This is a genomic window from Roseovarius sp., assembly GCF_965228755.1.
Taxonomy (GTDB): Bacteria; Pseudomonadota; Alphaproteobacteria; order Rhodobacterales; family Rhodobacteraceae; genus Roseovarius.
Window position 1 is genome coordinate 1132704 of sequence record NZ_CBDDIG010000005.1, and the last position, 26353, is coordinate 1159056.

Below are 26353 nucleotides of genomic sequence, written 5' to 3' on the forward strand. Positions count from 1 at the left end.
ACAGGGCGTTGAGCGCCTTTCCTCATGTAAAGCGGCCCCGGCGCGGGGAATGTGCGCCGGGGCCGGAATGGTGCCTGTTGAGGGAGGGAAGGGTCAGGCGACCATCTTCTCGACAACCTCGCCGAAGGAGGAGGGCGTCGGGACAATCGTCACGCCCGCTTCCTTGAGGATGTCGACTTTCTCCTGCGCCGATTCGCCGAAGGCCGAGACGATGGCGCCGGCATGGCCCATGCGCCGCCCCTTGGGCGCCGAGAGCCCGGCGATATAGGCGGCGACCGGCTTGGTCATGTGGTCGCGGATGTATTCCGCGGCCTCTGCCTCCTGCGGGCCGCCGATCTCGCCCACGAGGACCACGGCATCGGTTTCCGGATCGTTTTCAAAGAGTTCGAGGATGTCCTTGAAGCTCGACCCGTTGATCGGATCGCCGCCGATCCCGATCGAGGAGGAGACGCCGATGCCCCGGTCGGACATCTGGCTCGCCGCCTCGTAGCCCAGCGTGCCCGAGCGCCCGACGATGCCCACGCGCCCCGGCTTGTAGATCGAGGGCGGCATCAGCCCGGCAAAGGCCTGGCCCGGCGTGATGATCCCCGCGCAGTTCGGCCCGATCAGGCGCATCCGCCGGTCTTCCTTGTAGCGGCGCATGTAGCGTTTCACCTGGATCATGTCCTGCGCCGGGATGCCGTCGGCGATGCAGACGCAGGTCTTGATGCCCGCATCCGCCGCTTCCATGATCGAATCCGCGGCAAAGGGCGGCGGCACGAAGCTGACCACCAGGTCGGCGCCGGTTTCGGCCACCGCGCCCTTGACCGTGTTGAAGACCGGCAGGTCGAGATGCTTGGTGCCGCCCTTGCCCGGGGTCACGCCGCCCACGACATTGGTGCCGTGCCGGATCATGTCCTGCGCGTGGAAGCTGCCGATCCGCCCGGTGATGCCGGTGACGAGAACGCGGGTGGTGCTGTCGATCAGAATGGCCATCACGAGGCCTCCTTCATATGGGCCGCCTTCCAGGCGCCGACGACCTTCTCGGCCGCCTCGGCCAGGGTGCTGGCGGTGGTGATGTTGAGGCCGCTGTCGGCCAGGAGCTTGCGGCCTTCCTCGACATTGGTGCCCGAGAGCCGCACGACGAGCGGCATGTCGAGCTCGAGTTCCTTCACCGCGCGGATCACCCCCTCGGCGATCCAGTCGCAGCGGTTGATGCCGGCGAAGATGTTGACGAGGATGCCCTCGACATTGCGGTCGTTGAGCACGGCCTTGAAGGACATGAGGACCCGCTCGGGCGAGGCTCCGCCGCCCACGTCGAGGAAGTTGGCCGGCTCGCCGCCCGCCATCTTGATCATGTCGAGCGTCGCCATGGCGAGGCCGGCGCCGTTGACGATACAGCCGATCCGGCCGTCGAGCCCGATATAGTTCAACCCCCGGTCGCCGGCATAGGTCTCGCGCGGGTCTTCCTGGCTCTTGTCGCGCAGCTCCGAGATATCCGGGTGGCGGAAGAGCGCGTTGTCGTCGAAGGCGAGCTTGGCATCCAGCGCCACGATCTCGTTGGCCGAGGTGACGACCAGCGGGTTGATCTCGACCATGTTGGCATCGGTCTCGCTCATCAGGCGGTAGCAGCCGATGATGGTTTTCACGGCCGCGGGGATCAGCGCCGGGTCGAGCCCCAGCTGGAAGGCGATCTCGCGCGCCTGGAAGTTCTGCATGCCGACGGCGGGGTCGACCACGCTGCGGATGATCGAGTCGGGCTCGTTGGCGGAAATCTCCTCGATCTCCATCCCGCCCTGCGCCGAGGCCACGACGACCACGCGCTCGAGCTTGCGGTCCATCACGAAGCCCAGGTAGATCTCCTGCGCGATGTTGGTGGCCTCCTCGACATAAAGCCGGTTCACCAGCTTGCCCTGCGGCCCGGTCTGGTGGGTGACAAGGCGGCGGCCCAGCATCCACTGCGCGGCCTCGGCCACCTCCTCCTCGCTCGCGCAGATGCGCACGCCGCCCGCTTTCCCACGGGCGCCGGAATGGATCTGCGCCTTGACGACCCACTTGTCGCCGGAAAGCTCCGAGCAGCGGTAAACGGCCTGCTCCGGCGAATAGGCGATGCCGCCGCGGGGCGTGCTGACACCGAAGCGGCGCAGCATCTCCTTGGCCTGGTATTCGTGAATGTCCATGGGGTGACCTCCTTGTTATCCCTTGGCCGCGATGGCGTCGGCGACGGTGATGACGTTGTTGGCCATCCGCTCGCTGGCGGCGTCGATCATTTTGCCGTCAAGCGCGGCGGCGCCCTTGCCCTGTTCGGCGGCCTTTTTCAGCTCCTCGATGATGCGGCGGGCCTTGGTGACCTCGCCCTCGGGGGGCGAGAAGACGTCGTTGGCAAGCTTCACCTGGCTGGGGTGGATGGCCCATTTGCCCTCGATCCCCAGCGCTGCGGCGCGTTTCGCCGAGGCGATATAGGCCTCCGGGTCCGAGAAATCGCCGAACGGCCCGTCGATGGCGCGCAGGCCATAGGCGCGGCAGGCCACGGTCATCCGCGACAGGGCGAAATGCCACTGGTCGCCGGGGTAGTCGGGGTTCAGCCCGCCGATCACCACGGTGCGGGCGCGGGTCGAGGCGGCATAATCGGCCACGCCGAAATGCATCGCCTCCAGCCGGCCGGGGGCGGCGGCGATGGCTTCCACGTTGGCCATGCCGAGCGAGGTCTCGATCAGCGCCTCGAGGCCGATCTTGTGGGTGAAGCCTTTCGCCTCCTCGATCTGGCTCAGCAGGGTCTCGACCGTGTAAAGGTCGGCCGGAACGCCCACCTTGGGCACCAGCACGGTATCGAGGTGCTGGCCCGCCTGTTCGACGATCTCGACCACGTCGCGGTACATGTAATGGGTGTCGAGCCCGTTGATCCGGATCGACATGGTCTTGCCCTTGGCCTTCCAGTCGATGTCGTTCAGCGCCTGGATGATGTTGGCGCGGGCCTGCACCTTGTCGGGGGGCGCCACCGCATCCTCGAGGTCGAGGAAGATGTAGTCGACCTCCGACTCTGCCGCCTTGTCGATCATCGACGGGTTCGAGCCCGGTACGGCCAGTTCCGACCGTTGCAGGCGCTGCTTCTTGAGCGGGTGGATGGTGTAGCTCATCGGGGTGTCCTTTCCTCGGGCGGACGGGGTGTCCGTTGCCTTTGGTTGTCGCCCGTAAGCGGCGGCGGCGACACTTCCCTGCGGGTAAGAATGGCGGCACGGGGAAGGGGGGCGGGCGACGAACGGGTAGGGCGGGCCTACCCGGATCGGGGCCTGCGGGATGCGGTGGGATGCACTCGCTGCGGCGCAGAGAAGTGGATGGATTACAGGGGTTTACGATCGGAAACTTGTGCTGCGATCAGGGCCGGGCCTTCGGACAGGCCGCCCGAGTCGCGGCGCCCGGTGAAAGCCCGGAATTTGCGCAAATTCCGGGCTCGGGAAATGCGCATTTCCCGAGGGTCCTTTCCGCGCGGAAAGGACCTACAGGATCACGCGGATCGGTTCCTGGTTGCAGAAGATGACCATCTGGCCGGCATTCTCGACCGCGTGATATCCGCGCCGGGCCAGTTCGGCCTCGAACCGGTTGCGGCCGATATAGCGGTCGATGTCGCGCAATTGCCGGCGGATGACGCGCCCCTCTCGCGCCGCGCGCGAGGAGAACAGCTTGCCCAGCCATTGCTCGGGCGTGATCGGACCATGCACACTCATGCCCCGATCCTTCCCCATCCGTGGTTAATGTCCGGTTTACGTCACCAGATCCCCCGGCGTCTCACCCGCCAGGAAGGCCTTGAGATTGTCGATCGCCCGGTGCCCCATCGCGGCGCGGGTGGCCTCGGTGGCGCTGCCCAGGTGCGGCGCCAGCACGATGTTCTCAAGGCCGAGGAACCGCGCATCCAGCGCCGGCTCGCCCATGTAGACGTCGAGCCCCGCCGCCGCCAGCTTCCCTGACGCGAGCGCCGCGAACAGCGCGTCCTCGTCCACCACGTCGCCGCGGGCCGTGTTCACCAGGATCGCCCCCGGTTTGAGCGCGTCGAACACGTCTGCATTGATCAGCTTGAACGTCTCCGCCCCGCCGGGACAGTGGAGCGACAGGAAATCCGCCTCCGCCGCCACCTCGGCAATCGAGCCGAGCTGTTCCGCCTGGCCGTTCGCCGCCCTGATCTCCGCCGGCACGTCCCAGGCATCCTGGAACACCACGCGCATGCCGAACCCGCCATGGGCCCGCCGCGCCATCGCCTGGCCGATCCGGCCGAAGCCGACGATCCCGAGCGTCGCGCCCGAGACCTTCTTGCCGATCATGTGGGTGGGCCGCCAGCCCTCCCATCCGCCGGCCCGCGTCTCGCGCTCGCCCTCGCCGATGCGGCGGGCGGCGGCGAGCAGCAGTCCCATGGCCAGGTCGGCGGTGCAGTCGGTCAGCACGTCGGGCGTGTTGGTCACCGCGATGCCGTTCTCACGCGCGGCACCGATGTCGATATGGTTGAACCCCACGCCGTAATTGGCCATCACCCGAACCTTGCCCTTTGCGGCCACGTAGAACTCCGGCGGGATCCGGTCCGACACGGTGGGCAGGATGGCGTCGTAGCTTTCCGCCGCCGCCATCCATTCCTCGCGGCTCAAGGCCGTGTCGGGGTGGCGCAGGGTGACGGTGCCCAGCCCTTCCGACACCAGCCTTTCCTCCGCCGCCTTCGGCCAGGCGCGGGTGACGAGAATCTTCCGCTCTCCCATCGATCAGGCCGCTTTCGCGGTGGCGGTCACCGCCGCCGGGGTGGTCTCGCGGAAATGCGCCTGCGCGGCGGCCACGCCCGAACCCGGCACGATCTGCGCGCCCGCATCCACCAGCGCCATCTCGGCGGCCGAGATCGCCCCGCAGAGCATCACCGGGTTCAGCGAACCCAAATGCCCGATGCGGAACGCGCGGCCCATCAGCTTGTTGAGCCCGGTACCGAGCGACGTCTGGTACTTGTAATAGGCGCCGGAGATCACGTCGCGCGCATCGACGCCCTCGGGCGCGTAGATCGCCGACACCGTGTCGGAATGCCATTCCGGCCCGGCCGCCACCAGTTCGCACCCGTCCCACGCCGCCACGGCGGCGCGCACGCCGCCGGCCAGCCGGTGATGCCGCGCCCAGACGCTTTCCATCCCGGCCTCGAGCAGCATATCCAGGGAACAGCGCAGGCCCCGCAGAAGCTGGGTCGCGGGCGTGTAGGGGAAATAGCCGGTATCGTTCAGCTTGATCATGTCCTCGAAGCTGAAATAGCACCGCGCCATGCCGTCGCCCGCCAGCGCCCGGTTGGCCGCCAGCGCCTTGTCCGAGACGCCGAGGATGCCCAGCCCGGCGGGCAGCATGAACCCTTTCTGCGAGCCCGAGACGGCCAGGTCGACGCCCCATTTCTCCATCTCGAACTCGATCGACGCGATGGAGCTGACCCCGTCGACATAGAGCATCGCCGGGTGACCACAGGCATCGAGCGCGCGGCGCACGCCTTCGATGTCGGAGGTCACGCCCGTCGCCGTCTCGTTCTGGGTGGCGAAGACCGCCTTGATCTCGTGACCCTTGTCGGCCTCGAGAATACGCGCATAGTCTTCCACCGGCACGCCCTTGCCCCACTCGACCTCGCACAGCTCCACGTCGAGGCCCAGCCGCTCGGCCATGTCCACCCACAGAAGCGAGAACTGGCCGAAGCGCGACATCAGAACCTTGTCGCCCGGGCGCAGCGTGTTCTGGATGGCGCTTTCCCACGCGCCCGTTCCGGACGACGGGAACACGAACACCCGGCCGCCCTGCATCCGGTAGACCTTCTTCAGGTCCGCCAGCAGCCCGCTGACGAAGCCGGGGAAATCGGGGGCGCGCATGTCTTCCATGGGCAGGTTCATCGCCTGGCGCACGGGCTCGGGCACGTTGGTGGGGCCGGGAATGAAAAGGTGCTGGTAGCCGTTCATGGGATGGTCTCCTCGTCTCGATTGGCCCATGTATCGACGCTCGCGCCCGCCCCGGTAACGCCCAAGGGGATACCCCGTGCAGGCCGGTGGCGGAGGGGCGCCACCGAACGGGTAGGCGCGGCCCACCCTTTCGGGTGAAGGCATGCGACGGAACACGACGGCATGCGCTTGCATACCGATTTTTCGTTTGATTTCATCGGTTTCCGGCGTCGAAGTGTCGCAAACCATTCGCTCCGGCACGGGCCGGTATGGTGTATGCTCGACCGATGACACACGTGCAGGACCAGGCCGAAATGACCGCTGACACCATGGCAGAGCGCCCCCAGGTGATCGTCGCCGACCGGCAGCTCATCGTCTGCCAGGGCATCGGCTCGCTCGTCGCGCAGATCCCCGAGGTGCGGCTGGGGCCCTTCGCCACCGACAAGGCCGGGCTCAAGCAGCTCCTGTCGAAGACCGAAGGCCCGGCAATCCTGATCCTCGGCGTGCGCCTGTCGGATGGCGACCTGACCTCGGTGCTGGACACGGTGCGCAAATCCTACCCGCAGGTGATGATCGTGGTGGTGGCCGAGGATACCGAGTTCGCCTTCATCCGCACGGCGATCAAGTCGGGCGCCAACTCGGTCTGCATGATGGGCCAGATCCTGACCAGCCTGCCGCGCATCCTCGGCAAGCTGGTCGAGGGGCATTCCATCGTCCCCACCGACATCCTGCGCCGCCTGACCTCGGAAAACGCCGACAGCCTGTCGCGGCGCGAGCACGAAATCCTGGCGCTGCTGGTCGACGGGCTGACCAATTTCCAGATCTCCGCCCGGCTGGGCCTGTCCGAGAACACGGTCAAGTATTACCTCAAGGCGATCTACCAGAAACTCGACGTGAACTCGCGCGGGGCGGCCATCGCCAAGTACGTGGCGGGGAATTACTGATCCCCTCGGGCGGCGCGCGGGGCGGGCAAGGGATTTGAGTATTTTTGGAAAGATGAAAGGGCAGGGTGCGCACCCCGCTACCCGGCGCGAATTGGCGCTCTCGGCGCGTGAAACTGTGCTAGGTTTGCGCGCAGGGATTTTCTTAGGGGGGATTGTCATGCGCCTATTTCTGATCGCCTGTTGTGCCGTTCTGTGGGCCGCCGTACCGGCCCGGGCCGACCTGAGTTTCTGCAACGACACGGCCGGGCGGGCCGTGGTGGCCATCGGCTACAAGGGCGCCAAGGACTGGACCTCGGAAGGCTGGTGGGAGGTGACGGCGGGCGACTGCGCCACCGTGGTGCCGGGGCCGCTGCCGCTGACGCATTACTACTGGCGAGGCTCCACGGGGGAGGAGGATTTCCCGGCCGGCGATTTCTACTTCTGCACCAGCGAGACCGCCTTCACCATCGTCGGCGACACCGAATGCGAGGCGCGCGGCCATGCCCGCGAACGGTTCAGCGAGATCGTCGTGGGCCAGACGGGTGAAGCGACCGTGCGGATCACCGGGCCGGCGGCGCCGGCGCCGGTGGCGGGGCAAGCGCCCGCGCCCGAGCCCGAACCGGCGGCGGAGGGGATCGACCTGCAGGCGGTCTCGCGCTCGTTGCAGGGCGTCTGGCATGACCTCGAGGACGACGCCCTCACCACCATCATACGCGAGGACCGGATCGAGGACCGCTACCTCGGCATCGTGGTCGCCAACGCGGCCTTCACGCTCGCCCCGACCTGCGACGGGGCCGGGGGCGCCGGGCCGGTGATGCTGGTGACCTACGAGGACACCGATACCGGGCCGATCTGCTGGATCATCCTCAGGCTCGACGATCACGAGTGGCACTTCGTGCCCGCGGGCTATGACGACCCCAGCCGCATGCGCCGGGGTGTCTGACGCGCGCGCCCGACGCGGGGTCATGCAGACGTGATGGAAACATAAGCCGCCCCATGCGTTGCCTCCGGAAGCCCCCCACGGATGCGACTGGAGGATCCCATGACGAGCACGCTGAAAACGATCAACCCCGCCACGGACGAGACGATCGACACCTACACCACCATGAGCGACGAGGAGATGCGCGCCGCCATCGACCTCTGCCATGGCGCTTTCGAAAAGTGGAAACTGGTCCCGCTCGAAAAGCGGGCCAATGTGATCAAGGCCATCGGCCAGGCCCTGCGCGACAACAAGGAAGACTTCGCCCAGCTCATGACCCGCGAGGTCGGCAAGCTGATCAACGACAGCCGCGAGGAGGTCGAGCTCTGCGCCGCGATCTGCGACTACACCGCCGAGAACGGCCCCAGGGAGCTGGCCGACGAGGAGCGCGACATCCCCGGCGGCACCGGCGTCGTGACCTATGCGCCGGTCGGCGTGATCTACGGCATCCAGCCGTGGAACTTCCCCTGCTACCAGGCCATCCGCTATGCCGTCGCCAACCTGATGGCGGGCAATGGCGTGATGCTGAAACATGCCGAGACCTGCACCGGCAGCGGCCTGTTCCTGCGCGACGTGATGAAACAGGCGGGCCTGCCCGAGCATCTCTTCACCATCCTGCTGATCGACCATGACCAGTCGGACAAGGTCATCGCCCACCCCCATGTGCGCGGCGTCACCCTGACGGGCAGCGACAGCGCCGGGCGGATCGTGGCCGAGCAGGCCGCGAAACACCTCAAGAAGACGGTGCTGGAGCTGGGCTCGAACGACGCCTATATCGTGCTCGACGATGCCGATCTCGACCTCGCGGTGAAGACCTGCGTGGCGGGCCGCATCTACAACAACGGCGAGACCTGCGTCGCCGCCAAGCGCTTCATCGTGACCGAGAAGAACTACGACGCCTTCGTCGAGCGTTTCACCGAGCAGATGAAGGCCATCGAGACCGGCGCCCCCACGGACGAGAACACCAAGCTCGGCCCGATGGCGCGGACCGAGCTGCGCGACACCCTGGCCGAGCAGGTAGAGGAGAGCGTGGCGAAAGGCGCCCGCGTCCTCTGCGGCGGCGAGGTGCCGGCGGGCAAAGGGGCCTATTACCCCGCCACCGTGCTGGTCGACGTGCAACCGGGCCAGCCCGCTTACGACGACGAGCTCTTCGGCCCCGTCGCCTCGATCATCAGGGCGAAGGATGACGAGGACGCCATGCGCATCGCCAATGACAGCCGCTATGGCCTGGGCGGCGGCATCTTCTCGAAGGACACCGAGCGCGCCCGCAAGCTGGCGGCGCAGCATTTCGACACCGGCATGGTCTGCATCAACAAGTACAACGTGGCCCTGCCCAACATGCCCTTCGGCGGCGTCAAGGATTCCGGCTATGGCCGCGAGCATGGCGGCTTCGGCATGAAGGAGTTCGTGAACGCCAAGTCGCTTTACATGGCGGCCTAGGCTTTCCAGGGGCGGTCAGGCCGCGACGAGCTGGCCGCCCTCGACCCGCAGCACCCGGTCGGCATCGCTGATCGTCTGCGGCCGGTGCGCGATCACCAGCGAGGTGCGCCCCTCCGACAGCCGGTTCAGCGCTTTCTGGATGCGCTTCTCCGTCTCGAGATCCAGCGCCGACGTGGCCTCGTCGAGGATCAGGATCGGCGGGTCCTTCAGGAAGGTCCGCGCAATCGCCACCCGCTGCTTCTGCCCGCCCGACAGCGCCACGCCGCGCTCGCCCACCACGGTATCGAGCCCCTGTGGCAGGTTCGCCACCAGCTCGCTCAACTGCGCCTGCGCCAGCGCTTCGAGAATCTCCTCCTCGCTCGCGCCCAGCCGGCCATAGGCCACGTTTTCCCGCAGGGTGCCGCCGAACAGGAACACGTCCTGGCTGACCACGCCGATCTGGCGGCGCAGGCTGGTCAGGGTGAACTCTCGGATATCCACCCCGTCGATCAGGATGCGCCCGCCCTGCGGGTCGTAGAAACGCGGCACCAGCGACACCAGCGTCGACTTGCCCGCACCCGACTGGCCGATGATGGCAACCGTCTCGCCCGCTTTCACGGAAATCGAGATATCCTCCAGCACCGGCATCGCCGGGTCATAGCTGAACGAGACGTTCTCAAGCGTGATGTCGCCGCGAAAGGCCGGGGCCTCCTGCGCGCCGGGCTTCTCGGCCACGTCGGGCTCCAGCGCCATCAGCTCGCGGTAGCGTTTGAACCCGGCCAGCCCGCGCGGATACAGCTCCATCACCGCCGCGATCTTGTCGAGCGGGCGGAAGAACACGCCCACCAGCAGCAGGAACGCCACGAAACCGCCGATCGACAGGCTGCCCCGCGCCACGAACAGCGCGCCGGCCACCAGGATCGCCACCTGCACCAGCCGCATCCCCATGTAGTTCAGCGTGGTCGAGGCCGCCATCAGCCGGTAGGCATCGAGCTTGGTGCGCCGGTAATTGGCGTTGTCCTGCGCGAACAGGTCCTTTTCATGCGCCTCGTTGGCGAAGGACTGCACCACCCGGATGCCGCCCACGTTTTCCTCGAGCCGCACGTTGAAATTCGCCACGCTGCGGTAGATCTGCTGCCATGTCTGTGTCAGCCTGCGGCCATAGACCGCCACCAGCACCACCACCGCCGGGAAGATCACCGCCGTGATCAGCCCCAGCTCGACATTGATGAACACCATCAGGATGAAGGCACCGACGAAGGTCATCAGCGCCACGAACAAATCCTCGGGCCCGTGATGCGCCACCTCGCCGATCTCCTCCAGATCCCGCGTCACCCGCGCCACCAGCGTGCCGGTGCGCTGCCGGTCGAAGAAGGCGAAGGACAGGCGCTGCAACTGGTCGAACGCCTTGCGCCGCATCTCCGTCTCGATATTGATGCCCAGCATGTGGCCCCAATAGGTCACCACCGCCATCAGCCCGGCATTGAACAGGTACACCACCAGCAGCCCGGCCGCCGCCAGGATGATCAGCGGCAGGTCGCCGCTCGGCAACAGCCGGTCAATGTAGAACTTGATGGCGATGGGAAAGGCCAGCTCCAGCAGGCCGGAGGCGATGGCACAGCCGAAATCCAGCAGGAACAGACCCCGCCACGGGCGGTAGTAGGACAGGAAATGTCTGAGCATCCGTCGGTCGCCCGCGCTGTTGGGTCGTGATTTGGCTGGCGTCCGCGTCTGGCGCGGGCCGGCTGGCTGAGCGGGGTGATAATCGCTGAACGGAAAATGGGCAATCCCCGCCGCTTGTAGGATCGGCCCCTTTGGTTGACACCCGCCCGCCACGCGGTACAACAGCCCCCAGCCAGCGATTTCGCCCAGCCATCCCGGATGCAGAGGCGAGGCGCATGAGTTTTCACCCCAGGATGTACGCCGCCGTTCAGGGCTTCCAGCCGCTGGGCGAGCTGAAAAGCCTGTCGCTCGACCGGATGGTCGTGGATTACTGGCGCGTGCGGGGCCGGGCCGGGGCAGGGGGGCGCTATGCCTCGCTCCACCCCCGTTTCGTGCTGATCCTCGACGACCGCCGCCTGTCGCTCTCCCGCGCCCGCGGCGGGGCGGCGGAACCGGCGGCGGGCTGTTACATTCCCGCCGGGCTGGAAATCTGGGGCACGCTGCCGGAGGCCGGAGAGCTGCGCCATGTCGACATCCACCTGCCGCTCGCCCGCCTTCGGGAACTGACCGAGCCCTGCACGCCGCTCGACCGCCCGGTGATCCTGCCCGAGCTCGGCCCGCTGGCGCCGCTGGCGGGCCTCCTGCGCGACGAATGCACGGCGGCGAAACCCTCGGGCCCGCGCGGCGAAGCGCTGGCCCGCGCGGCGGTGACCGAGATGTTCCACCTCGGCCGCGCCGGCCAGCTCGGGCACGGCGAGACATGGCTCGACACGCTCCGCGCCCACGTGCTCGACCGCATGGCCCACCGCATCGCCATCGACGATCTCGCCCGCGCCGCCGGCCTCTCGCGCACCCATTTCAACCGCACCTTCCGCCGCGCCACCGGGCAATCGCCCTATCGCTGGGTGCTGGGGCTGAAGCTGGGCTATGCGAAACGCCTGCTGGTCCACGGCGTGCCCTGCGCCGAGGTGGCCCAGGTGACGGGCTTCGCCGACCAGGCCCATTTCTCGCGCAGTTTCCGGGCGGAAACCGGCGCCGCGCCCGCCCATTGGGCGCGGGAACAGGCGGCGGGGCCGAATGGTCCGATTGTTCAAGACAACCCTTCCCGATAGTTTTTATCAGGAACTCGGATCGCCAGCTGTCAGACCCTCCTTTCCGGTCGGGCCAGCCGCGAAATGACTTTCAGAGGGACGCCGACATGGCCAACACCACCACCCGCGCCCGCGGAGCCGCCCGACTGGGCGCGCTCGGGCTTCTGCTGCTCACCACCGCCACCATGGCCCATGCCCAGGCGGAGGACGAGAATTTCGACCTCGGCACGCTCACCCTGCGCAACCAGGAAGACGCGACAGGCCCCGTCGGCGCCGACACCAACCCGCCCACCGTGACCGGCACCAAGGCCCCCGTCACCGTCAGCGAGGTGCCGCAATCCGTCTCGGTCCTCGGCCGCGAGAAGATCGAACGCTTCGGCGCCAACCGCGTCAGCGAAGCCCTGCGCTACACCGCCGGCGTCACCTCCGACGTGTTCGGCGACGACAACGATTACGACTGGCTCCGCATCCGCGGCTTCCAGGCCGACCAGACCGGCATCTACCTCGACAACGCCCAGAACCTTTCCTTCGCCTTCGGCTCCTTCTTCATCGACCCCTACACGATCGAGCGGATCGAGGTGCTGCGCGGGCCCTCCTCGGCGCTCTATGGCGGGTCGAACCCGGGCGGCATCGTCAACTACGTCTCGAAACGCCCCGGCGGGCGGATCCGCGAATTCACCCTCGGCGCCAACGACGCGACCGGCGCCTATCTCGAATTCGACTACGGCGACGATCTCGGCGACAGCCGCTCCTACCGCCTGACCGGGCGGATCGAAGGCGGCGACACCTACGACGCGCTCAACGAGGGCCTGCGCGGCACCTTCGCGCCCTCCTACCGCTTCACCACCGACGGCGGCACCGAGGTCACGCTGCTCGCCAACATCCACGTCGCGGACGAAAAGCACAACGGCAGCACCTTCCTGCCCTATTGGGGCACCGTCGCGCCGACCGCGCAGTTCGGCTATATCGACCCCGACGCCAACTTCTCCGACCCGAACTGGGACAAGTACGAGCGCCGGCAGGCCTCCGTCTCGGCCATCGTCGAGCACGAGTTCTCCAACGGCTTCACCTTCACCGGCATCGGCCGCCTCGGCTATGCCGACGTGCACGAGCGCTACTACTACCCGTTCGGCTATGCCGGCTTCTCGCCCACGCCGACCGACCCGCAGGGCACGCTCAGCCTCATCGCCTTCGAGCATGACACGCAAGTGGCCACCGCCCAGACCGACCTGCGCTATTACGGCACCGTCTCGACCGGCGCGGTCGAGCATGACCTGCTCTTCGGCCTCGACGCGCGCTATTACGAGATCGACGAGGTTCAGGCCTCGGGCTTCGGCTCCAACCAGGTGGTCGGCCCCACGCCGCCGGGCACCCCGGTGCTGGGCGCCCCCTACCAGGACGCCACGACGAAACAGCGCCAGGTCGGCCTCTACTTCCAGGACCAGATGCGCTGGGGCAGCGGCTGGATCGCCACGCTCAACCTGCGCCACGATGTCGTCAAGACCAGCCAGGACGGCACCGGCGCCTTCAGCCGCGACGACAGCGAAACCTCCTGGCGCGCGGCGCTGGCCTATGAAACGGCCTCGGGTTTCACGCCCTATCTCTCCTATTCCACCTTCTTCAACCCGCTCATCACCTCGCCCGCCAACGGCGTGACCAAGCCGGAAACCGGCGACCAGGTCGAGATCGGCTTCAAATGGGCGCCCGAGGGCGGGAATTTCTCGCTCACCGGCTCGGCCTTCGAGATCAACCGCGAGAACGTGGTCGTCGGCGTCTTCCCGGTCTTCAGCCAGCTGGGCGAAGTGCGCTCGCGCGGGGTGGAACTGGAAGGCGAATACGATTTCGGCAACGGCTTCTACCTGCAGGCGGCGGCCACCTGGCTCGACGCCGAGGTGCGCCGCGACAGCAACGCCGCGCTGATCGGCACGACGCCCACGCTCATCCCGGAAACCGAGCTGTCGCTGCTCGGCACCTACGCCTTCACCGGCGCGCTTCAGGGCCTCGAACTGGGCGCCGGCATCCGCCATCGCGGCGAAAGCTTCGCCGATGCGGCCAACACGCTGACGGTCCCCGACTCGACCATCTACGACCTCTACGCCAGCTACGCCTTCCAGAACGGGCTCGAGGCCAACCTGTCGGTCACCAACGTCGCCGACGAGCGCTACGTCACCGGCTGCCAGACGGTCTATGTCTGCTCCTACGGCTCGGGGCGCGAGTTCAACTTCTCGGTGACCTCGCGGTTCTGAAGACGTTTCACACTACGGAAAAGGGGCGCGGTCCAAAAGGGCCGCGCCCCTCACCGTTTCACCCGCCGTCCCGCACGTTGATCCCATACAGCGAAGTCGACGTGAAGTCGCACGTCTTCGCCATCCGGCCGATCCGGTCCTCGGTCGCGATCAGCGCCCCGGTCCCGTCGAACCAGAAAAGCCGCATGTCCTTGTCATCATGGGCGCGCTCGCCCCATTCCTCGGTGCTGATCAGCGAGACGGTCACCAGCAGATTGCCGGCGGGGTAGGGATCGTCGGGATCGATGAAGCGGTTCGGCCCCGTGGCCGCGCACCTGCCGTGGACCCATCCCCCCGGCGGAACCAGCCCGTCTTCCCGCATCCGGGCGTTCATGTCGATCACCCGGCCCTTGGCGGTGTAAAGAAAGGTCTGCCGGATCAGCAGCGCCTTGTCATTGAGCCGCGAGGGCCGTTTCGGGAACTGCGTTTCCTTGCCCGCGACCGGGCGCCCCAGCACAAGAAGCGTTCCATCCTCGACCTGGTACCGCCCGCCCACGACCGGCAGGAGCATCCGGTGCACGGCGGTGGAATCGAGCGCCACCAGCTTCTGCACCTGCATGACATAGGACAGCCCCGACAGCGGCAGCGCAATCAGCAGGGCGGAAAACGCGGTCGCGGTCGCGGCGGCGGCCACCGGGACAAAGGCCATGACGACAAGCGGCACCAAGATCGCGGCGGCAATCGCGCAAAGACCGATCCAGAGCGGCAGCGGCGAATGCGCGACATGCAGTGCCACGTAGGTGGTGACAAGCGGCAGCGCAAAGCCCAGCACCACCAGCCCCGCCTTCAGCAACCCGCGACCCGCCCGCGGCGGCGGGTCCGCCGGGCGGGCAGGGTGCGCCTCCGCCGTGCCGGCCGTGGCCGTCTCGCGCCCGGCGGGCCTCGCCTCCCTCGGTGACACGCTGTCGTCCGGCTCCTCCGCCACGTCGGCAAAGATCTCCTCGGGCCCGGGATCGTCGTCGATCGAGGCCAGGATCTGCGGCGCCTCCAGCACCGTGCCTTCGCCTCGGACCGGGCCGGTCAGACGCCCCGACAGGGGCGAGCGGATGCGGATCTGCTGCCCCGTGGCCGTCGTCAGGTCATAGAGCCTGTCGCCCTTCGCAATGGTCTCCCCCGCCGCAACCGCCACCGCCGCCACCGTGATCGGATAGTCCACCGATTTCGGCGACATGAGTTTCTTGATGGCCATTGCCCGCTCCCCCCGCGTTTCCCCTTCGTCAATCGCCGAACGAACCGCAATTATCGCCCATTGGCAAGGGGTTGGGCAGGTTGCCTTTGCCCGACCGTGTCCGATAGGCTGCAGGCGGGAACATCGTTTTGGGGGTCTCGGGGATGCGTTTGGCGGGCGGTTCGTGGTGGATGATGGTATGGGTCTGCGCCCTGTTCATGGGGCTCGCCCCGATCGCGCGGGCCGAGACGCTGACACTCAAGGAGTATTCGGCCCGCGAGCTGCTCGAAAGGGTCACCTGCGAGGGGGGCTTCCGGGAAAACTTCTGCACGCTGCTGCCCGTTTTCGAGACGGCCGAGGATTTCGGCTTCTGGCTCGGCCGGTGCCATGCCCAACTGGGTGTCGAGGCGCTGTACGAACAACCCGATTTCGCCTGCACCCCGGACCAGGCCAAGTGGAACACCGAGCCGATGGGCCTTCTGACCCACCTGTCGATCCGGTTCCTCGACGCCAACGCACGGATGCGGGCCGTCTTCCGGCATTACCTCGAGCAGGGGCGGCCGGAGGCGTTTTCCGCCCTGCTGAACCGCCGCGATTCCCGGGGCCGGACCCATCTCGACATTCTGCATGAGCGGGAGTCGAGCGGGCGATATTACGGCCACGCCTCGATTGGCATGGAGGATCGCAAATCCTATGCCTGCGCACTCGGCGGACGATATGCCATGCGGCCGCAACCGCCCGACTGCCAGCGCCGCGACAAGCTCTTCTCCGAAGAGTTCATCCAGCGCGCCCGCGACCGCGCCACCGAATAGGCTGGGTAGGGGCAATCCGCCCCGTTGCGCCCGACACAACATCTCGCCTGTTGCGCCCGGGACGCCGCATTAACACCCCGCCTCACAGACCGGAAAACCGACGTGATACCGACGAAATACCGACGTGATACCGACGTCGAAATCCCTTCAAAACAACGGCGTTAACCTTCGAATCGCTTTTCACGCCGTCCAGTAGGCCGACAGGTACATCTCCTGCCGCTTCAGACCGGCCTCCTCCCGGAAATACTGCCGCGCGGCCCGCACCTCCCCGGCCTCGGCCGCGAACCACACGAACCGGCTCTCCTCCGGCCCCGGCAGCTCCGCGGCCAGCATATACGCCCTCAGCGGCGCATCCTCGCCCCGCGTCAGCCACGTCAGCCGCATCCCCTCGGGCACGGTCAGCGGGTAGCGGTCGGCGGGGTCGCCAAGCTCGATGAGAACCTCGCCCCTCTGGGCCTTCGGCGCGTGTTCCAGGATCCGCCGGATCGCCGGAAGGGCGGTTTCATCTCCGCCCATAACCATATGATCGGCCTCTGGAAAATCGCCTCCGCCAGGCCCCATCACGCCCACGATATCACCGGGCTGCGCGGCTCTCGCCCAGCCCGTCGCCAGCCCGCCGTCATGCTCGAAAACATCGAAGCTGAACCACTTTTCCGCCGCGTTCAGCTCCACGAAAGTATAGGCCGCCCGATGCAGCACCTCTTCCCCCGTGGGCCAGACCGTGCGGCCCTTCTCGTTGACCTCCGGCCAGCGCGGCTCCGGCCCCGGCGGCAGCAGGAGCGAGAAGTGCATCCCCCCGGTCAGAAGGTGTAACACCCCCTCGCAACCCATTGTCACCCTTAGGAAATGCGGCGACACCCGCCGCACCTCCAGCACCGTGCCAAGGTGAAAATTCGGCGGCCTGACATTCCGCGCCACTTCCCCCGTCCATTCCAGCCCCGCACAGGCCTCCGGGCTGATCTGGTCGAGCACCACCAGCACGCCCTCGCGGGCCTGGTGAAGCTGCGCCGAATTGCCCGCCCGGATGTCGAGAGAGAAGCCGGCACCGTCCATTGAGAGTTCCACATAAGCCTCGGAAAACCTTGCGGAAAGCGCGGTATCGCCCAGCTCGATCGGCAGGTCGTAGGCGCGCAGGTAGCCGGCCGTCTGCTGCAGAAGGCCCTCGGGCGGGGCGCCGTCGAACCGGGCGGTGCTGCGGTGGGTGTCAGTCATGCGGGAACCTCCGTTGCAGGGGTATCGAGGGGCACCACCATCGGCGTGCCGGTTACCGGGTCGGGCATCACCTGCGCCCGCAGCCCGAAGGCTGAGGCGAGGTGCTCCGGCGTGAGGACGTGATCCGGCGTCCCGGTGGCGGTCACGCCATTTTCTCCAAGCAAAACAATGTGATCCGAATAGCGCGCCGCCAGGTTGAGATCGTGCAGGACGCTCACCACCGCCGTCCCGGATTGCCGGTTGAGCCGTCGCAGCAGGCCCAGAACCTCCATCTGGTGGGTGAGGTCGAGATAGGTCGTGGGTTCGTCCAGCAGCAGCCACGGCGTGCCCTGCGCCAGCACCAGCGCCAGCCACGCCCGCTGCCGCTGCCCGCCCGACAACTCCGCCAGGTCGCGATGGGCAAGCTCCGTCATCCCAACCGCCGCCAGCGCCTCGGCACAAGCCGCCCGATCCTCCTCGCGCCACGGGCTCAGCAGCCCGCGCCACGGCAGACGGCCCCGGCGCACAAGGTCGGCCACGCGGATCCCCTCGGGCGCACGCGGCGCCTGCGGCAGGATCGCCAGCCGCCGTGCCAGCGCCCGCGGGGGCAGCTGCGCCATGTCCTCGCCATCGAGCGTGACCCGGCCGGAATGTACTGGAAGTATGCGCGCCAATGCCTTGAGAAGTGTGGATTTTCCGCAGCCGTTCGGCCCGATGATCGCGGTGACCTTGTTGCCCGGAAGCGACAGGTCGAGCGCCTCGATCACGGGCGCTCCATCATAGGCCAGCGTCAGGCTGCTTGCCTCCAGCATCACAGGTCCCCCTTGTCCATTTCACGCGACAGGCGCCACAGCAGGTAGGGCGCGCCCAGCAGCCCCGTCGCCACGCCGACGGGCAGTTGCAGACCGGGCAGCGCCGCCCGCGCCAGCAGGTCCGCGAGCACCACGATCAGCGCCCCGGTCGCCGCGCCCGCGGCCATCCGCGCCGCCGGGCTCCGCGCCCCGGACATCCGCGCCCCGAACGGCCCCGCCATCAGCGCCACGAAGGGCACCGGCCCCGCCACCGCCACCCCCGCCGCGGCCAGCAGCACGGCAATGCCCGAAATCCGCCACCGCGCCGGCTCCGCCCGGACGCCAAGCCCGGTCGCCAGCTCGCCCCCCAGCTCCATCGCCATCAGCGGCCGCGCCTGGGAAAAAGCCAATAGAGTCAGGGCCATGCCAAAGCCCCAGACCTGCGCCGCATGCCCCCAGTTGCGGGCGGCGAGCGACCCGGTCAGCCAGCGCTGCGCCTCCGCCGCCGCGGTGCCGGGCAGAAGCGTCATCAGGAAGGTGGCCAGCGCCGTGGCGGTGAACCCGGTGCCGAGGCCGACGAGGATGATGGTCAGCGCCGGCGTGCCGCTGCCCCGGCGCCAGGCCAGCGCGCCCACGACCCCGGCCACCGCCAGTCCGCCGATGGCCGCCAGCACCGGTGCGGGCAGGGCGATGCCGAAGGCGATGCCGGCGATGATCGCAAGGCCCGCGCCGGCGTTGAAGCCCAGAAGATCGGGCGCGGCCAAGGGGTTACGGAACAGCGTCTGGAAGATGGTGCCCGACAGGCCCAGTACCGCGCCTGCGCCCAGGGCTGTCGCCACGCGCGGCCCGCGGATCGTGTCGAGGATCAGCGCACCGGGACCGTCGCCGGTCAGCAGCCCCTGCCAGAGGACCGAAGGCGCGGCGTCGATCTGACCGTGCAACAGGGCCGCCACGCTGGCCAGCACCAGCAACAGGGCCAGCAACATCGCCCCCCTCATGCCATCGCCCCCGGCCGCAGCCGCCGCGCGATCCAGACGAAAACCGGCCCGCCCAGGAGCGCCACCATGATGCCCGCCCGCACCTCGCCCGGCGCGAGGATGACCCGGCCCGCCACGTCGGCCAGCGTCAGGATCAGCGAACCAAGCGCGGCCGATGTGGCAAGCTGCATCCGGAGCGAGGTGCTGGCGAGGGGCCGGGCGAGGTGCGGCGCCATCAGCCCGAGAAAGGCGATCGGCCCGGCGATGGCCACCGCCGCGCCGGTGGTCAGGGTCACCGCCACAAGCCCGCCCGCCTGTACTCGCGCGGGCCGCGTGCCCAGGCCGCGCGCCATGTCGGCGCCCATCGACAGCGCCTCGATCAGCGGCGCGATGAGCAGCGCCAGCGCCGCGCCCGCAAGGGCGAGCAGCGCCATCTCCGCGACCGGGCGATAGACCGCCTCGGTCAGCGACCCGGCCACCCAGAAGCGCAGGATATCGAGCGACTCCTGCCGCACCAGCACCATCGCCGTGACCATCGAGAGCAGGAGCGCGTTCAGCGCCGCCCCCGCCAGCGTCAGCCGCACCGGCCCCGCATCGCCCCGCAGCCCGCCGCCAAGCGCGAAGACCGCGACCGAGGCCAGCGCCGCGCCGGGAAAGGCGAAGAGCGCGATGGCGGCCTGATCGGCGCGCCCGAAGACCGCCGCGCCCAGCAGCAGGGCAAAGGCCGCGCCCGCGTTGATGCCGAGGATGCCGGGATCGGCCAGCGGGTTGCGGGTGAGGGTCTGCATCACCGTGCCCGCCACCCCCAGCGCGGCCCCGGCAATCAGGCCCGCCACCAGCCGGGGCAGGCGGATTGCCATCAGGGTCACATGCGCCGGGTCATGAGGGTCATAGGCGGTGAGGGCTGTGAGGAAATCGGACAGGCCAAGCGCCCGCGGCCCGGTGGTCAGCGACAGGGCGGCAGCCAGAGCCAGCAGAAGGGCGAGGAGGGCGGCCCGCCTCATGGCAGAAGCCCCGCGGCACGGGCGGAGGGCACGACGGTTTGCGGATCGCCATCGAGCGCGGCGGTGATCTCGGCCTCGAGCCGGTCGAGGGCGAAGGGCAGGGAGAGGACGCTGCCGAAGGAGAGAGCGGCGGCGGTCACCTCGTCGGCGAAGACTTCACGGCCTTCGAGATGCGCCTGAAGCGTGCGGCGCATGGGTAGGGTGGCGATGGCCTTCGCGCCGCTGAAGGAGGAAATCCAGACGAGCAGGTCGGCATCGAGCGGCGAGAGGTCCTCGGGCGAGAGCGTGGTGTAGAACCCGTCGACCGCCGCCAATTCCTGCAGCTTGGCGGGCAGGGTGAAGCCCAGCCCCGCGAAGAACTGCGCCCGGCTGTCACCGGGCATGAAGGCGCCGGTCTGGCCGCCGTTCTGCCAGGCCGCGACGGCCGTGGCGCCTTGCCAGCCGGGATGGCGGGCCCGCGCGGCGGCGAAACGCGCCTCGACCCCGGTGATCAGGCGTTCGGCCCGGTCGGACTGCCCCGTGGCGCGGGCGATGCGCCGGGTGTCTTCCTGCCACGGCGTGCCGAAGGCGGGCTGGCCGGGCGCTTGCATCAGGACGGGCGCGATCCGCGACAGAAGCTCGTATTCCGCACGCGATATCCCTGAGCCGATGCCGACGATCAGGTCGGGCGCGAGGCCCGCCACCAGCTCCATCGAGACCTCGCCCGTCAGCACCCGCGGCGCGGCGTCCCCCAGCCGCTCCTCGGCCCAGGGCCAGGCGGCATGGGGCCGCGCGCCGAACCATTCGCGCACCGCCAGCGGCACCACACCGAGCGCCAGCAGCGGATCCTGCGTGGTATAGCCCAGCGACACGACGCGCCGGGCGGGCCGGTCGAGCACCGCCTCGCCCCAGGGCCCGGCAAAACGCAGCGTCTCAGCCGCGCGCAGCAGGGAGGGCGCCGCCAGCAGGGCACAGCCGGCCGCGGTCAGAACCTGCCGCCGGGTGCGGGCCGATGCGGCGCGGGCACGGGTTGGGGAAGGGCGGGTCATGGCATCCGGACAATCGGCAGCGCTGTGGTTTTTCGGGTCGGTGGCGGATGACGCCATCGCGGTCGGAAAGGTGCAGCGGGGTTTCGGGAATGAACCAGATGCCTAGTCGTCACCAATTGCGCCGCACCTTACCGCCCGTGCCGGGGCGGTTCAAGGTCGTACGGGGCGGCATGCCGGCCCCGACGATTCCCCCTTTCCCCCCACCGCGATCCGCGCTACCAGAGCGCTGCTTCGGTCCGGGCGGTGCGCCGCCCGGTGAAAAGGGAACACGGTGAGGATCAGCCATCAGGCGCCAATTCCGTGACTGCCCCCGCAACTGTAGGCGGAGAGCGAAGCCGGACCATGTCACTGCCGCGCGCAAGCGCGGTGGGAAGACCCGGCCTAGCGATGACCCGCGAGTCAGGAGACCTGCCGCAGCGATCACCCTGTCCGGGCGCGGGGCGCGCATGGGCAACGGAGCTTTCCGTAGAGGTGATGTTTCACCGTCTGCGGGGGCCAATCCTCCGAGACCAACCAAGTTGAATTGCACTGCCAAGCCGGTGCGATACGGAGGGACCGACATGAAACGCCACGCGCGTCCTGGCCTGCTGGCCACCACCATCCTTGCAATACAATTCGCCACGCCCGCCAAGGCCGAACAGGTCCATGACCTGGGCACGCTGGTCATCTCCGGCGGCCTGACACCTGTCGAGGCGCGGGAATACGGGCGCGCCGCCACGGTGCTGACCGAGGAGGAGATCGAGGAGAGCGGCGAGGCATACGTGGCCGACCTGCTGCGCTCGCTGCCCGGCGTTTCGGTGTCGCGCACCGGCGGGTTCGGCGGGCGCACGCAGGTACGGCTGCGCGGGCATGAGGGCAACCATACGCTCGTGCTGATCGACGGGGTCGAAGTGGCGGCGCCTGATGTTGGCGAGTACGATTTCGGCAGCCTGCTGGCCGCGGATATCGCGCGGATCGAAGTGATCCGCGGGCCGCAATCGGCGCTTTACGGGTCGAACGCCATCGGCGGGGTGATCTCGATCACCACCAAGCGCCCGACCGAGCCGGGCATCAGCGGCGAAGTAGGGTTCGAGGTGGGCTCGGACGGCACATATGAAGGGCGGATGGCCGTGCGCCAGCGCTCGGAACGGGGCGAGATCAGCTTCTCGGCCGCCCGGCGCGAGACCGGCGGCTTCGACATCTCCGGCACTCCCGGCGGCGAAGACGACGGCGACCTGAACCGCACTTACAACCTGACGGGGCGGTTTTTCGTCAATGACCGGCTGACGCTTGGCGGCACCTTGCGCCACACCGACCGGGTCTCCGACACCGACAGTTCGGTCTTCGGCGCGGCCACCCGCGCCGGGCTGGTGGTCGACGATGCCTCGAATGCCGAGGTACAGGAGAGCTTCGGCTCGGTCTTCGCCGAGCTGGAAACGTTCGGCGGGCGGTTGCAGAACCGGCTCGAGCTGTCCTTCGGCCATATCGACCGGCAGGGCCGCGACGGCGCCGGTGTCCGCAACCAGGACAACACTGGCACCCGCGCCAAGCTGAGCTACAAGGGCACCGTCGCGCTCGATTCCAACGACGTGGACACCGCCGATCACACGCTCACCTTCGCGGCCGAATGGGAATACCTGACCTACAAGGGGAACCAGGCGTTCTTCGGCCCCGGCGAGCTGGTCAAGCGGACGCGCGAGCAGACGGCGCTGGTGCTCGAATACCAGGGCAGCCTTGGCAACGGGTTCGACGTGCAGGGCAGCATCCGGCAGGATTACAACGACAGGTTCGACGATTTCACCACCTACGCGGTCGGCGCCTCCTACACGCTTCCGAACCAGGTGACGCGCATTCACGCCTCCTATGGGACGGGCGTGCAGAACCCCACGCTGATCGAGCAGTTCGGCTTCTTCGCCAATTTCCGAGGCAACCCCACCCTTCAGCCGGAGCAGAGCGAGGGCTGGGATATCGGGATCGAGCAGCAGTTCCTCGACGGGCGCGGGATCGTTGACGTCACCTATTTCGACGACGAGCTGACCGACGAGATCACCTCGGTCTTCGACCCCGCCACCGGGATGTCGACGCCGGTCAACCAGGTCGGCAGGAGCGACCGGAAAGGGGTGGAGGTGTCGGCCGACCTGGCGGTGACCGACCGGTTCGACGTCGGGCTGAGCTATACCTGGCTGGATGCCTCGAACCCCGACGGCACGGTCGAGGTGCGCCGGCCCGAGCACGAGGCGCTTCTGCAGCTGGGCTACCGGCTGCCGAACGACCGGACGCGGTTCAACCTCGACCTGCGCCACGTGGCGGGCAATCACGACAGCGACTTCACATCCCCCTCGTTCGGTGCGATGCAGGTCAGACTGTCCGATTACACGCTGGTCAATCTCCGCATGAGCCACGACCTAACCGACACCGTCCGGCTGACCGCCGGCATCCACAACCTGACCGACGCGCGCTACGAGGAGCTTGACGGGTTTGCCACGCAGGGGCGCACGGTGTTCTTCGGCGCGTCGAGCCGGTTCTGAGGTGACGGGCGCGGGCTTGATATCCCGGCTGGGTGCGGTTGCGCTGGCGGTAATGACCGCCGAGGCAGGGGCGGCGCAGACCGAGGCGCAAACCGGGGCCCCGGCCCGCGTCGTGTCGATGAACCTCTGCACCGATCAGCTTGCCATGTTGCTGGCGGGCGAGGGGCAGTTGCATTCGGTCAGTCACGTGGCGAGGGACGCCCGCGTTTCTCCCATGTCCGACGCGGCGGCAGGCTATGTCGCCAATCACGGTCGGGCCGAGGAGATCTTCCTGATGCGGCCCGACCTGGTGCTGGCGGGCGAGTTCTCGCCCCCGGCGACCCTTGCCATGCTGGACCGGCTGGGGCTGGCGGTTACGGTCATTCCTGCCGCGTCCACGCTCGAAGATGTGCGCGAGCGGATCATCCGGGTGGGAGAGGTGCTGCACCGGGACAACGCCGCCGCGCGCATGGTCGCGGATTACGACGCGCGGCTGGCGGCCCTGCGGGCAGAGGTGGCGGAGCGGCCGTCGGCGGTGCTCTACTATGCCAATGGCTATACCTCTGGCGAGAATACGCTGGCGGGGCAAATCCTGCTGGCCGCGGGCTTCGGGAACGCGGCGGTCGAGGCCGGCTACGGCGCGGGCAGCAAGCTGCCGCTGGAGGTGCTGGCGATGGCCGCCCCCGACACGGTGATCACGGCGCGGGCCTATCCCGGCGCGTCGCGCTCGGAAGAGGTGATGGACCACCCGGCCGTGCAGGCGTTCCGCGCGCCGCGCAGCGCGGCGATGACCGATCAGGACTGGGTCTGCGGCACGCCCTTCGTGCTCCGCGCCATCGAAAGGCTGGGCACCGCGCGGCGCCAGATCACCGGGGCGGCGGATTGAACCGGGTGATGATCCCCCTCGGGCTGCTGGTGGTGGCGCTGATGCTGGCCTCGCTTCTGATCGGGCCGGCGGGGCTGGGCGTGGGTGAAAGCCTTTCGGCGCTGGTGGCGGGGGATGGCGGGCCCATGACGCTGATCATGCGGGAAATCCGGCTGCCGCGGATGATCCTGGCGGTGATGATCGGCGGTTCGCTCGGGTTGGCCGGGGCGGCGATGCAGGGTTACCTGCGCAATCCGCTGGCCGAACCGGGGCTGATCGGCGTCTCGGGTTCCGCCGCGCTGGGGGCGGTGTTGGCGCTTCAGACGGGGCTTGCGGGCGTCTTCGCCCTTGGCCTGCCGCTGATGGCGCTGGCCGGGGCGCTGGGGGGCGTGACGCTGGTGATGCTGCTGGCGGGGCCGCGGGGCGGGTCGCTGACGCTGATCCTTGCGGGCATCGCGGTGTCGGCGCTGGCCGGTGCGCTGACCTCGCTGGTGCTGAACCTGTCGCCCAACCCGTTCGCGGCCAACGAGATCGTCTTCTGGATGATGGGCTCGCTCGCCGACCGCTCGATGACCCATGTGTGGCTGGCGCTGCCCTTCATGGCGGTGGGCGTGGCGATCCTGGCATCGCTGGGGCGGGGGCTCGATGCGCTGACGCTGGGCGAGGACGCGGCCGAGGCGATGGGCGTGCGGCTCAAGCGGCTGCGGCTGCAACTGGTCTTCGGCACGGCCTGCGTCGTGGGGGCGGGCACGGCGATGGCGGGCGCCATCGGCTTCGTCGGGCTGGTGGTGCCGCATATCCTGCGCCCGCTGGTCGGCGCGCGGCCCTCGCGCCTTTTGTGGGCCTCGGCCTTGGGCGGGGCGGCGATGGTGCTGGCTGCGGATATCGCGGTGCGGGTGGTCCTACCCGAGCGTGACCTGAAGCTCGGCGTGCTGACCGCGCTGGTCGGCGCGCCACTCTTCCTGCACCTGATCCTCAAGCTGCGGCGGGAGCGGATATGAGCATGCTGACCCTCTCCGATCTTTCGGTCTCGCTGCAAGGGCGGGACGTGTTCCGCGATGTCTCGCTGTCCATCGGCGAGGGAGAGCTGGTGGGGCTGATCGGCCCCAACGGCGCGGGCAAGACCTCGCTGATGCGCGCCGCGCTCGGGCTGTTGCCTTGCACCGGCACGAGCTCGCTGGCCGGGCTGTCGCCAGCCGAGCGGGCCCGCCAGGTGGCCTGGATGCCGCAATCGCGCGAGATCGCCTGGCCGGTGAGCGTCGAGGACGTGGTGATGCTGGGGCGGATGCCGCACATGACCGGGCGCCGCCCGTCGGAGGCCGACCGCGCCCGTACCGAGGCGGCGCTGGACTGGATGGAACTGAGCGGCATGCGCCACCGCGCCGCCACGCGTCTCTCGGGGGGCGAGCAGGCCCGCGTTCTGATCGCCCGGGCGCTGGCGCAGGACACGCCGCTGCTGATGGCCGACGAGCCGGTGGCCGGGCTCGACCCGGCGCACCAGATCACGACCATGCAGACCTTCGGCAGCCTGGCGCAGGTGGGCAAGGCGGTGCTGGTCTCGCTGCACGATCTCAGCCTTGCGGCGCGCCACTGCACCCGGATCGTCATGCTGGGCGAGGGCAGGGTGGTGGCCGACGGCACCCCCGCAGAGGTGCTGACGCCCGAGCGGCTGGCGCATGTCTTCCACATCACCGCCTGGTATCGCGACACCGAGGACGGGCCGATCTACCAGCCGCTGGAGGTGATCCGGTGAGTGC

The 26353-nt window shown here is 68.5% G+C and carries 23 protein-coding genes and 1 riboswitch; of the genes, 10 read left to right on the forward strand and 13 right to left on the reverse strand.

From position 1 onward, the window contains the following. Nucleotides 1-93 precede the first annotated feature (93 nt). From sucD to ACO07J_RS09140, 6 genes are all read right to left on the reverse strand, one after another. Nucleotides 94-975, reverse strand: a complete 882-nt coding sequence (sucD, locus tag ACO07J_RS09115; protein WP_422028378.1) for a succinate--CoA ligase subunit alpha — start codon at nucleotides 973-975, stop codon at nucleotides 94-96. Continuing rightward, nucleotides 975-2159, reverse strand: a complete 1185-nt coding sequence (locus tag ACO07J_RS09120) for a malate--CoA ligase subunit beta (RefSeq protein ID WP_422028380.1) — start codon at nucleotides 2157-2159, stop codon at nucleotides 975-977. Before ACO07J_RS09120 ends, sucD begins: the two co-directional genes overlap by 1 nt. A 15-nt stretch (nucleotides 2160-2174) precedes the next feature. After that, a complete protein-coding gene (locus ACO07J_RS09125; protein ID WP_422028382.1) occupies nucleotides 2175-3116 on the reverse strand; it encodes an HpcH/HpaI aldolase/citrate lyase family protein in 942 nt (313 codons plus the stop codon). Nucleotides 3117-3476: 360 nt separating this feature from the next. Further along, nucleotides 3477-3704, reverse strand: a complete 228-nt coding sequence (locus ACO07J_RS09130) for an N-(5'-phosphoribosyl)anthranilate isomerase (protein ID WP_422028384.1) — start codon at nucleotides 3702-3704, stop codon at nucleotides 3477-3479. Nucleotides 3705-3740: 36 nt separating this feature from the next. Next, nucleotides 3741-4721, reverse strand: coding sequence for a 2-hydroxyacid dehydrogenase (locus ACO07J_RS09135; RefSeq protein WP_422028386.1), 981 nt, complete (start codon nucleotides 4719-4721; stop codon nucleotides 3741-3743). Between the two features lie 3 nt (nucleotides 4722-4724). After that, nucleotides 4725-5936: an aminotransferase class V-fold PLP-dependent enzyme gene (locus ACO07J_RS09140; RefSeq protein ID WP_422028388.1), complete on the reverse strand. Its 1212-nt coding sequence runs from the start codon at nucleotides 5934-5936 to the stop codon at nucleotides 4725-4727. 293 nt (nucleotides 5937-6229) lie between these two features. Here ACO07J_RS09140 and ACO07J_RS09145 point away from each other — a divergent pair, with 293 nt between their 5' ends. The 3 genes from ACO07J_RS09145 (at nucleotide 6230) to ACO07J_RS09155 (ending at nucleotide 9257) form a co-directional block, all read left to right on the forward strand. Further along, entirely contained in the window at nucleotides 6230-6859 is a 630-nt protein-coding gene (locus tag ACO07J_RS09145) for a LuxR C-terminal-related transcriptional regulator (RefSeq protein WP_422028390.1), read from the forward strand. Between the two features lie 157 nt (nucleotides 6860-7016). Beyond that, the gene (locus ACO07J_RS09150; RefSeq protein WP_422028392.1) at nucleotides 7017-7781 is read left to right on the forward strand and encodes a DUF1036 domain-containing protein; all 765 of its coding nucleotides are present in this window, start codon (nucleotides 7017-7019) and stop codon (nucleotides 7779-7781) included. Between the two features lie 99 nt (nucleotides 7782-7880). Further along, nucleotides 7881-9257 (forward strand): NAD-dependent succinate-semialdehyde dehydrogenase, encoded by a 1377-nt coding sequence (locus ACO07J_RS09155; RefSeq protein ID WP_422028394.1) that lies wholly within the window; start codon nucleotides 7881-7883, stop codon nucleotides 9255-9257. 15 nt (nucleotides 9258-9272) lie between these two features. On the opposite strand, the gene ACO07J_RS09160 is transcribed toward ACO07J_RS09155, so the two are convergent. Beyond that, nucleotides 9273-10919 carry an ABC transporter ATP-binding protein gene (locus ACO07J_RS09160; RefSeq protein ID WP_422028396.1) on the reverse strand — a complete coding sequence of 549 codons (1647 nt, stop codon included), beginning with the start codon at nucleotides 10917-10919 and terminating at the stop codon, nucleotides 9273-9275. A 215-nt stretch (nucleotides 10920-11134) separates the two neighbouring features. Here ACO07J_RS09160 and ACO07J_RS09165 point away from each other — a divergent pair, with 215 nt between their 5' ends. Both ACO07J_RS09165 and ACO07J_RS09170 read left to right on the forward strand, forming a co-directional pair. Continuing rightward, nucleotides 11135-12010: a helix-turn-helix domain-containing protein gene (locus ACO07J_RS09165; protein WP_422028398.1), complete on the forward strand. Its 876-nt coding sequence runs from the start codon at nucleotides 11135-11137 to the stop codon at nucleotides 12008-12010. A gap of 86 nt (nucleotides 12011-12096) precedes the next feature. Next, on the forward strand, nucleotides 12097-14235 hold the full coding sequence (locus ACO07J_RS09170) for a TonB-dependent siderophore receptor (protein WP_422028400.1): 2139 nt from the start codon (nucleotides 12097-12099) through the stop codon (nucleotides 14233-14235). A gap of 58 nt (nucleotides 14236-14293) precedes the next feature. Here ACO07J_RS09170 and ACO07J_RS09175 read toward each other — a convergent pair whose 3' ends face one another. Beyond that, nucleotides 14294-15463 (reverse strand): hypothetical protein, encoded by a 1170-nt coding sequence (locus ACO07J_RS09175; RefSeq protein WP_422028402.1) that lies wholly within the window; start codon nucleotides 15461-15463, stop codon nucleotides 14294-14296. Between the two features lie 170 nt (nucleotides 15464-15633). On the opposite strand from ACO07J_RS09175, the gene ACO07J_RS09180 reads away from it, so the two are divergent. Further along, the gene (locus ACO07J_RS09180; RefSeq protein ID WP_422028404.1) at nucleotides 15634-16254 is read left to right on the forward strand and encodes a hypothetical protein; all 621 of its coding nucleotides are present in this window, start codon (nucleotides 15634-15636) and stop codon (nucleotides 16252-16254) included. Between the two features lie 180 nt (nucleotides 16255-16434). On the opposite strand, the gene ACO07J_RS09185 is transcribed toward ACO07J_RS09180, so the two are convergent. Genes ACO07J_RS09185 through ACO07J_RS09205 form a run of 5 tightly spaced genes read right to left on the reverse strand, consistent with a single transcriptional unit; the run spans nucleotide 16435 to nucleotide 21245 of the window. Further along, nucleotides 16435-17466 (reverse strand): siderophore-interacting protein, encoded by a 1032-nt coding sequence (locus tag ACO07J_RS09185; protein ID WP_422028406.1) that lies wholly within the window; start codon nucleotides 17464-17466, stop codon nucleotides 16435-16437. Next, nucleotides 17463-18257, reverse strand: a complete 795-nt coding sequence (locus ACO07J_RS09190) for an ABC transporter ATP-binding protein (protein ID WP_422028408.1) — start codon at nucleotides 18255-18257, stop codon at nucleotides 17463-17465. The genes ACO07J_RS09185 and ACO07J_RS09190 overlap by 4 nt, the downstream gene beginning before the upstream one ends. Beyond that, nucleotides 18257-19234, reverse strand: coding sequence for a FecCD family ABC transporter permease (locus ACO07J_RS09195; protein WP_422028410.1), 978 nt, complete (start codon nucleotides 19232-19234; stop codon nucleotides 18257-18259). The genes ACO07J_RS09190 and ACO07J_RS09195 overlap by 1 nt, the downstream gene beginning before the upstream one ends. Continuing rightward, nucleotides 19231-20217: a FecCD family ABC transporter permease gene (locus ACO07J_RS09200; protein ID WP_422028412.1), complete on the reverse strand. Its 987-nt coding sequence runs from the start codon at nucleotides 20215-20217 to the stop codon at nucleotides 19231-19233. Before ACO07J_RS09200 ends, ACO07J_RS09195 begins: the two co-directional genes overlap by 4 nt. Beyond that, a complete protein-coding gene (locus tag ACO07J_RS09205; RefSeq protein ID WP_422028414.1) occupies nucleotides 20214-21245 on the reverse strand; it encodes an ABC transporter substrate-binding protein in 1032 nt (343 codons plus the stop codon). Before ACO07J_RS09205 ends, ACO07J_RS09200 begins: the two co-directional genes overlap by 4 nt. A gap of 215 nt (nucleotides 21246-21460) precedes the next feature. Then, nucleotides 21461-21675: riboswitch (cobalamin riboswitch) on the forward strand. 130 nt (nucleotides 21676-21805) lie between these two features. Here ACO07J_RS09205 and ACO07J_RS09210 point away from each other — a divergent pair. The 4 genes from ACO07J_RS09210 to ACO07J_RS09225 are packed head-to-tail and all read left to right on the forward strand — an operon-like array spanning nucleotide 21806 to nucleotide 26349. Then, nucleotides 21806-23752 (forward strand): TonB-dependent receptor plug domain-containing protein, encoded by a 1947-nt coding sequence (locus tag ACO07J_RS09210; RefSeq protein WP_422028416.1) that lies wholly within the window; start codon nucleotides 21806-21808, stop codon nucleotides 23750-23752. Nucleotides 23753-23804: 52 nt separating this feature from the next. Beyond that, on the forward strand, nucleotides 23805-24617 hold the full coding sequence (locus tag ACO07J_RS09215) for an ABC transporter substrate-binding protein (protein WP_422028418.1): 813 nt from the start codon (nucleotides 23805-23807) through the stop codon (nucleotides 24615-24617). A gap of 8 nt (nucleotides 24618-24625) precedes the next feature. Continuing rightward, complete coding sequence (locus ACO07J_RS09220; protein WP_422029749.1) at nucleotides 24626-25597, forward strand: FecCD family ABC transporter permease; 972 nt, start codon at nucleotides 24626-24628, stop codon at nucleotides 25595-25597. After that, nucleotides 25594-26349, forward strand: a complete 756-nt coding sequence (locus ACO07J_RS09225) for an ABC transporter ATP-binding protein (RefSeq protein WP_422028420.1) — start codon at nucleotides 25594-25596, stop codon at nucleotides 26347-26349. Before ACO07J_RS09220 ends, ACO07J_RS09225 begins: the two co-directional genes overlap by 4 nt. The last annotated feature ends 4 nt before the right edge of the window (nucleotides 26350-26353 follow it).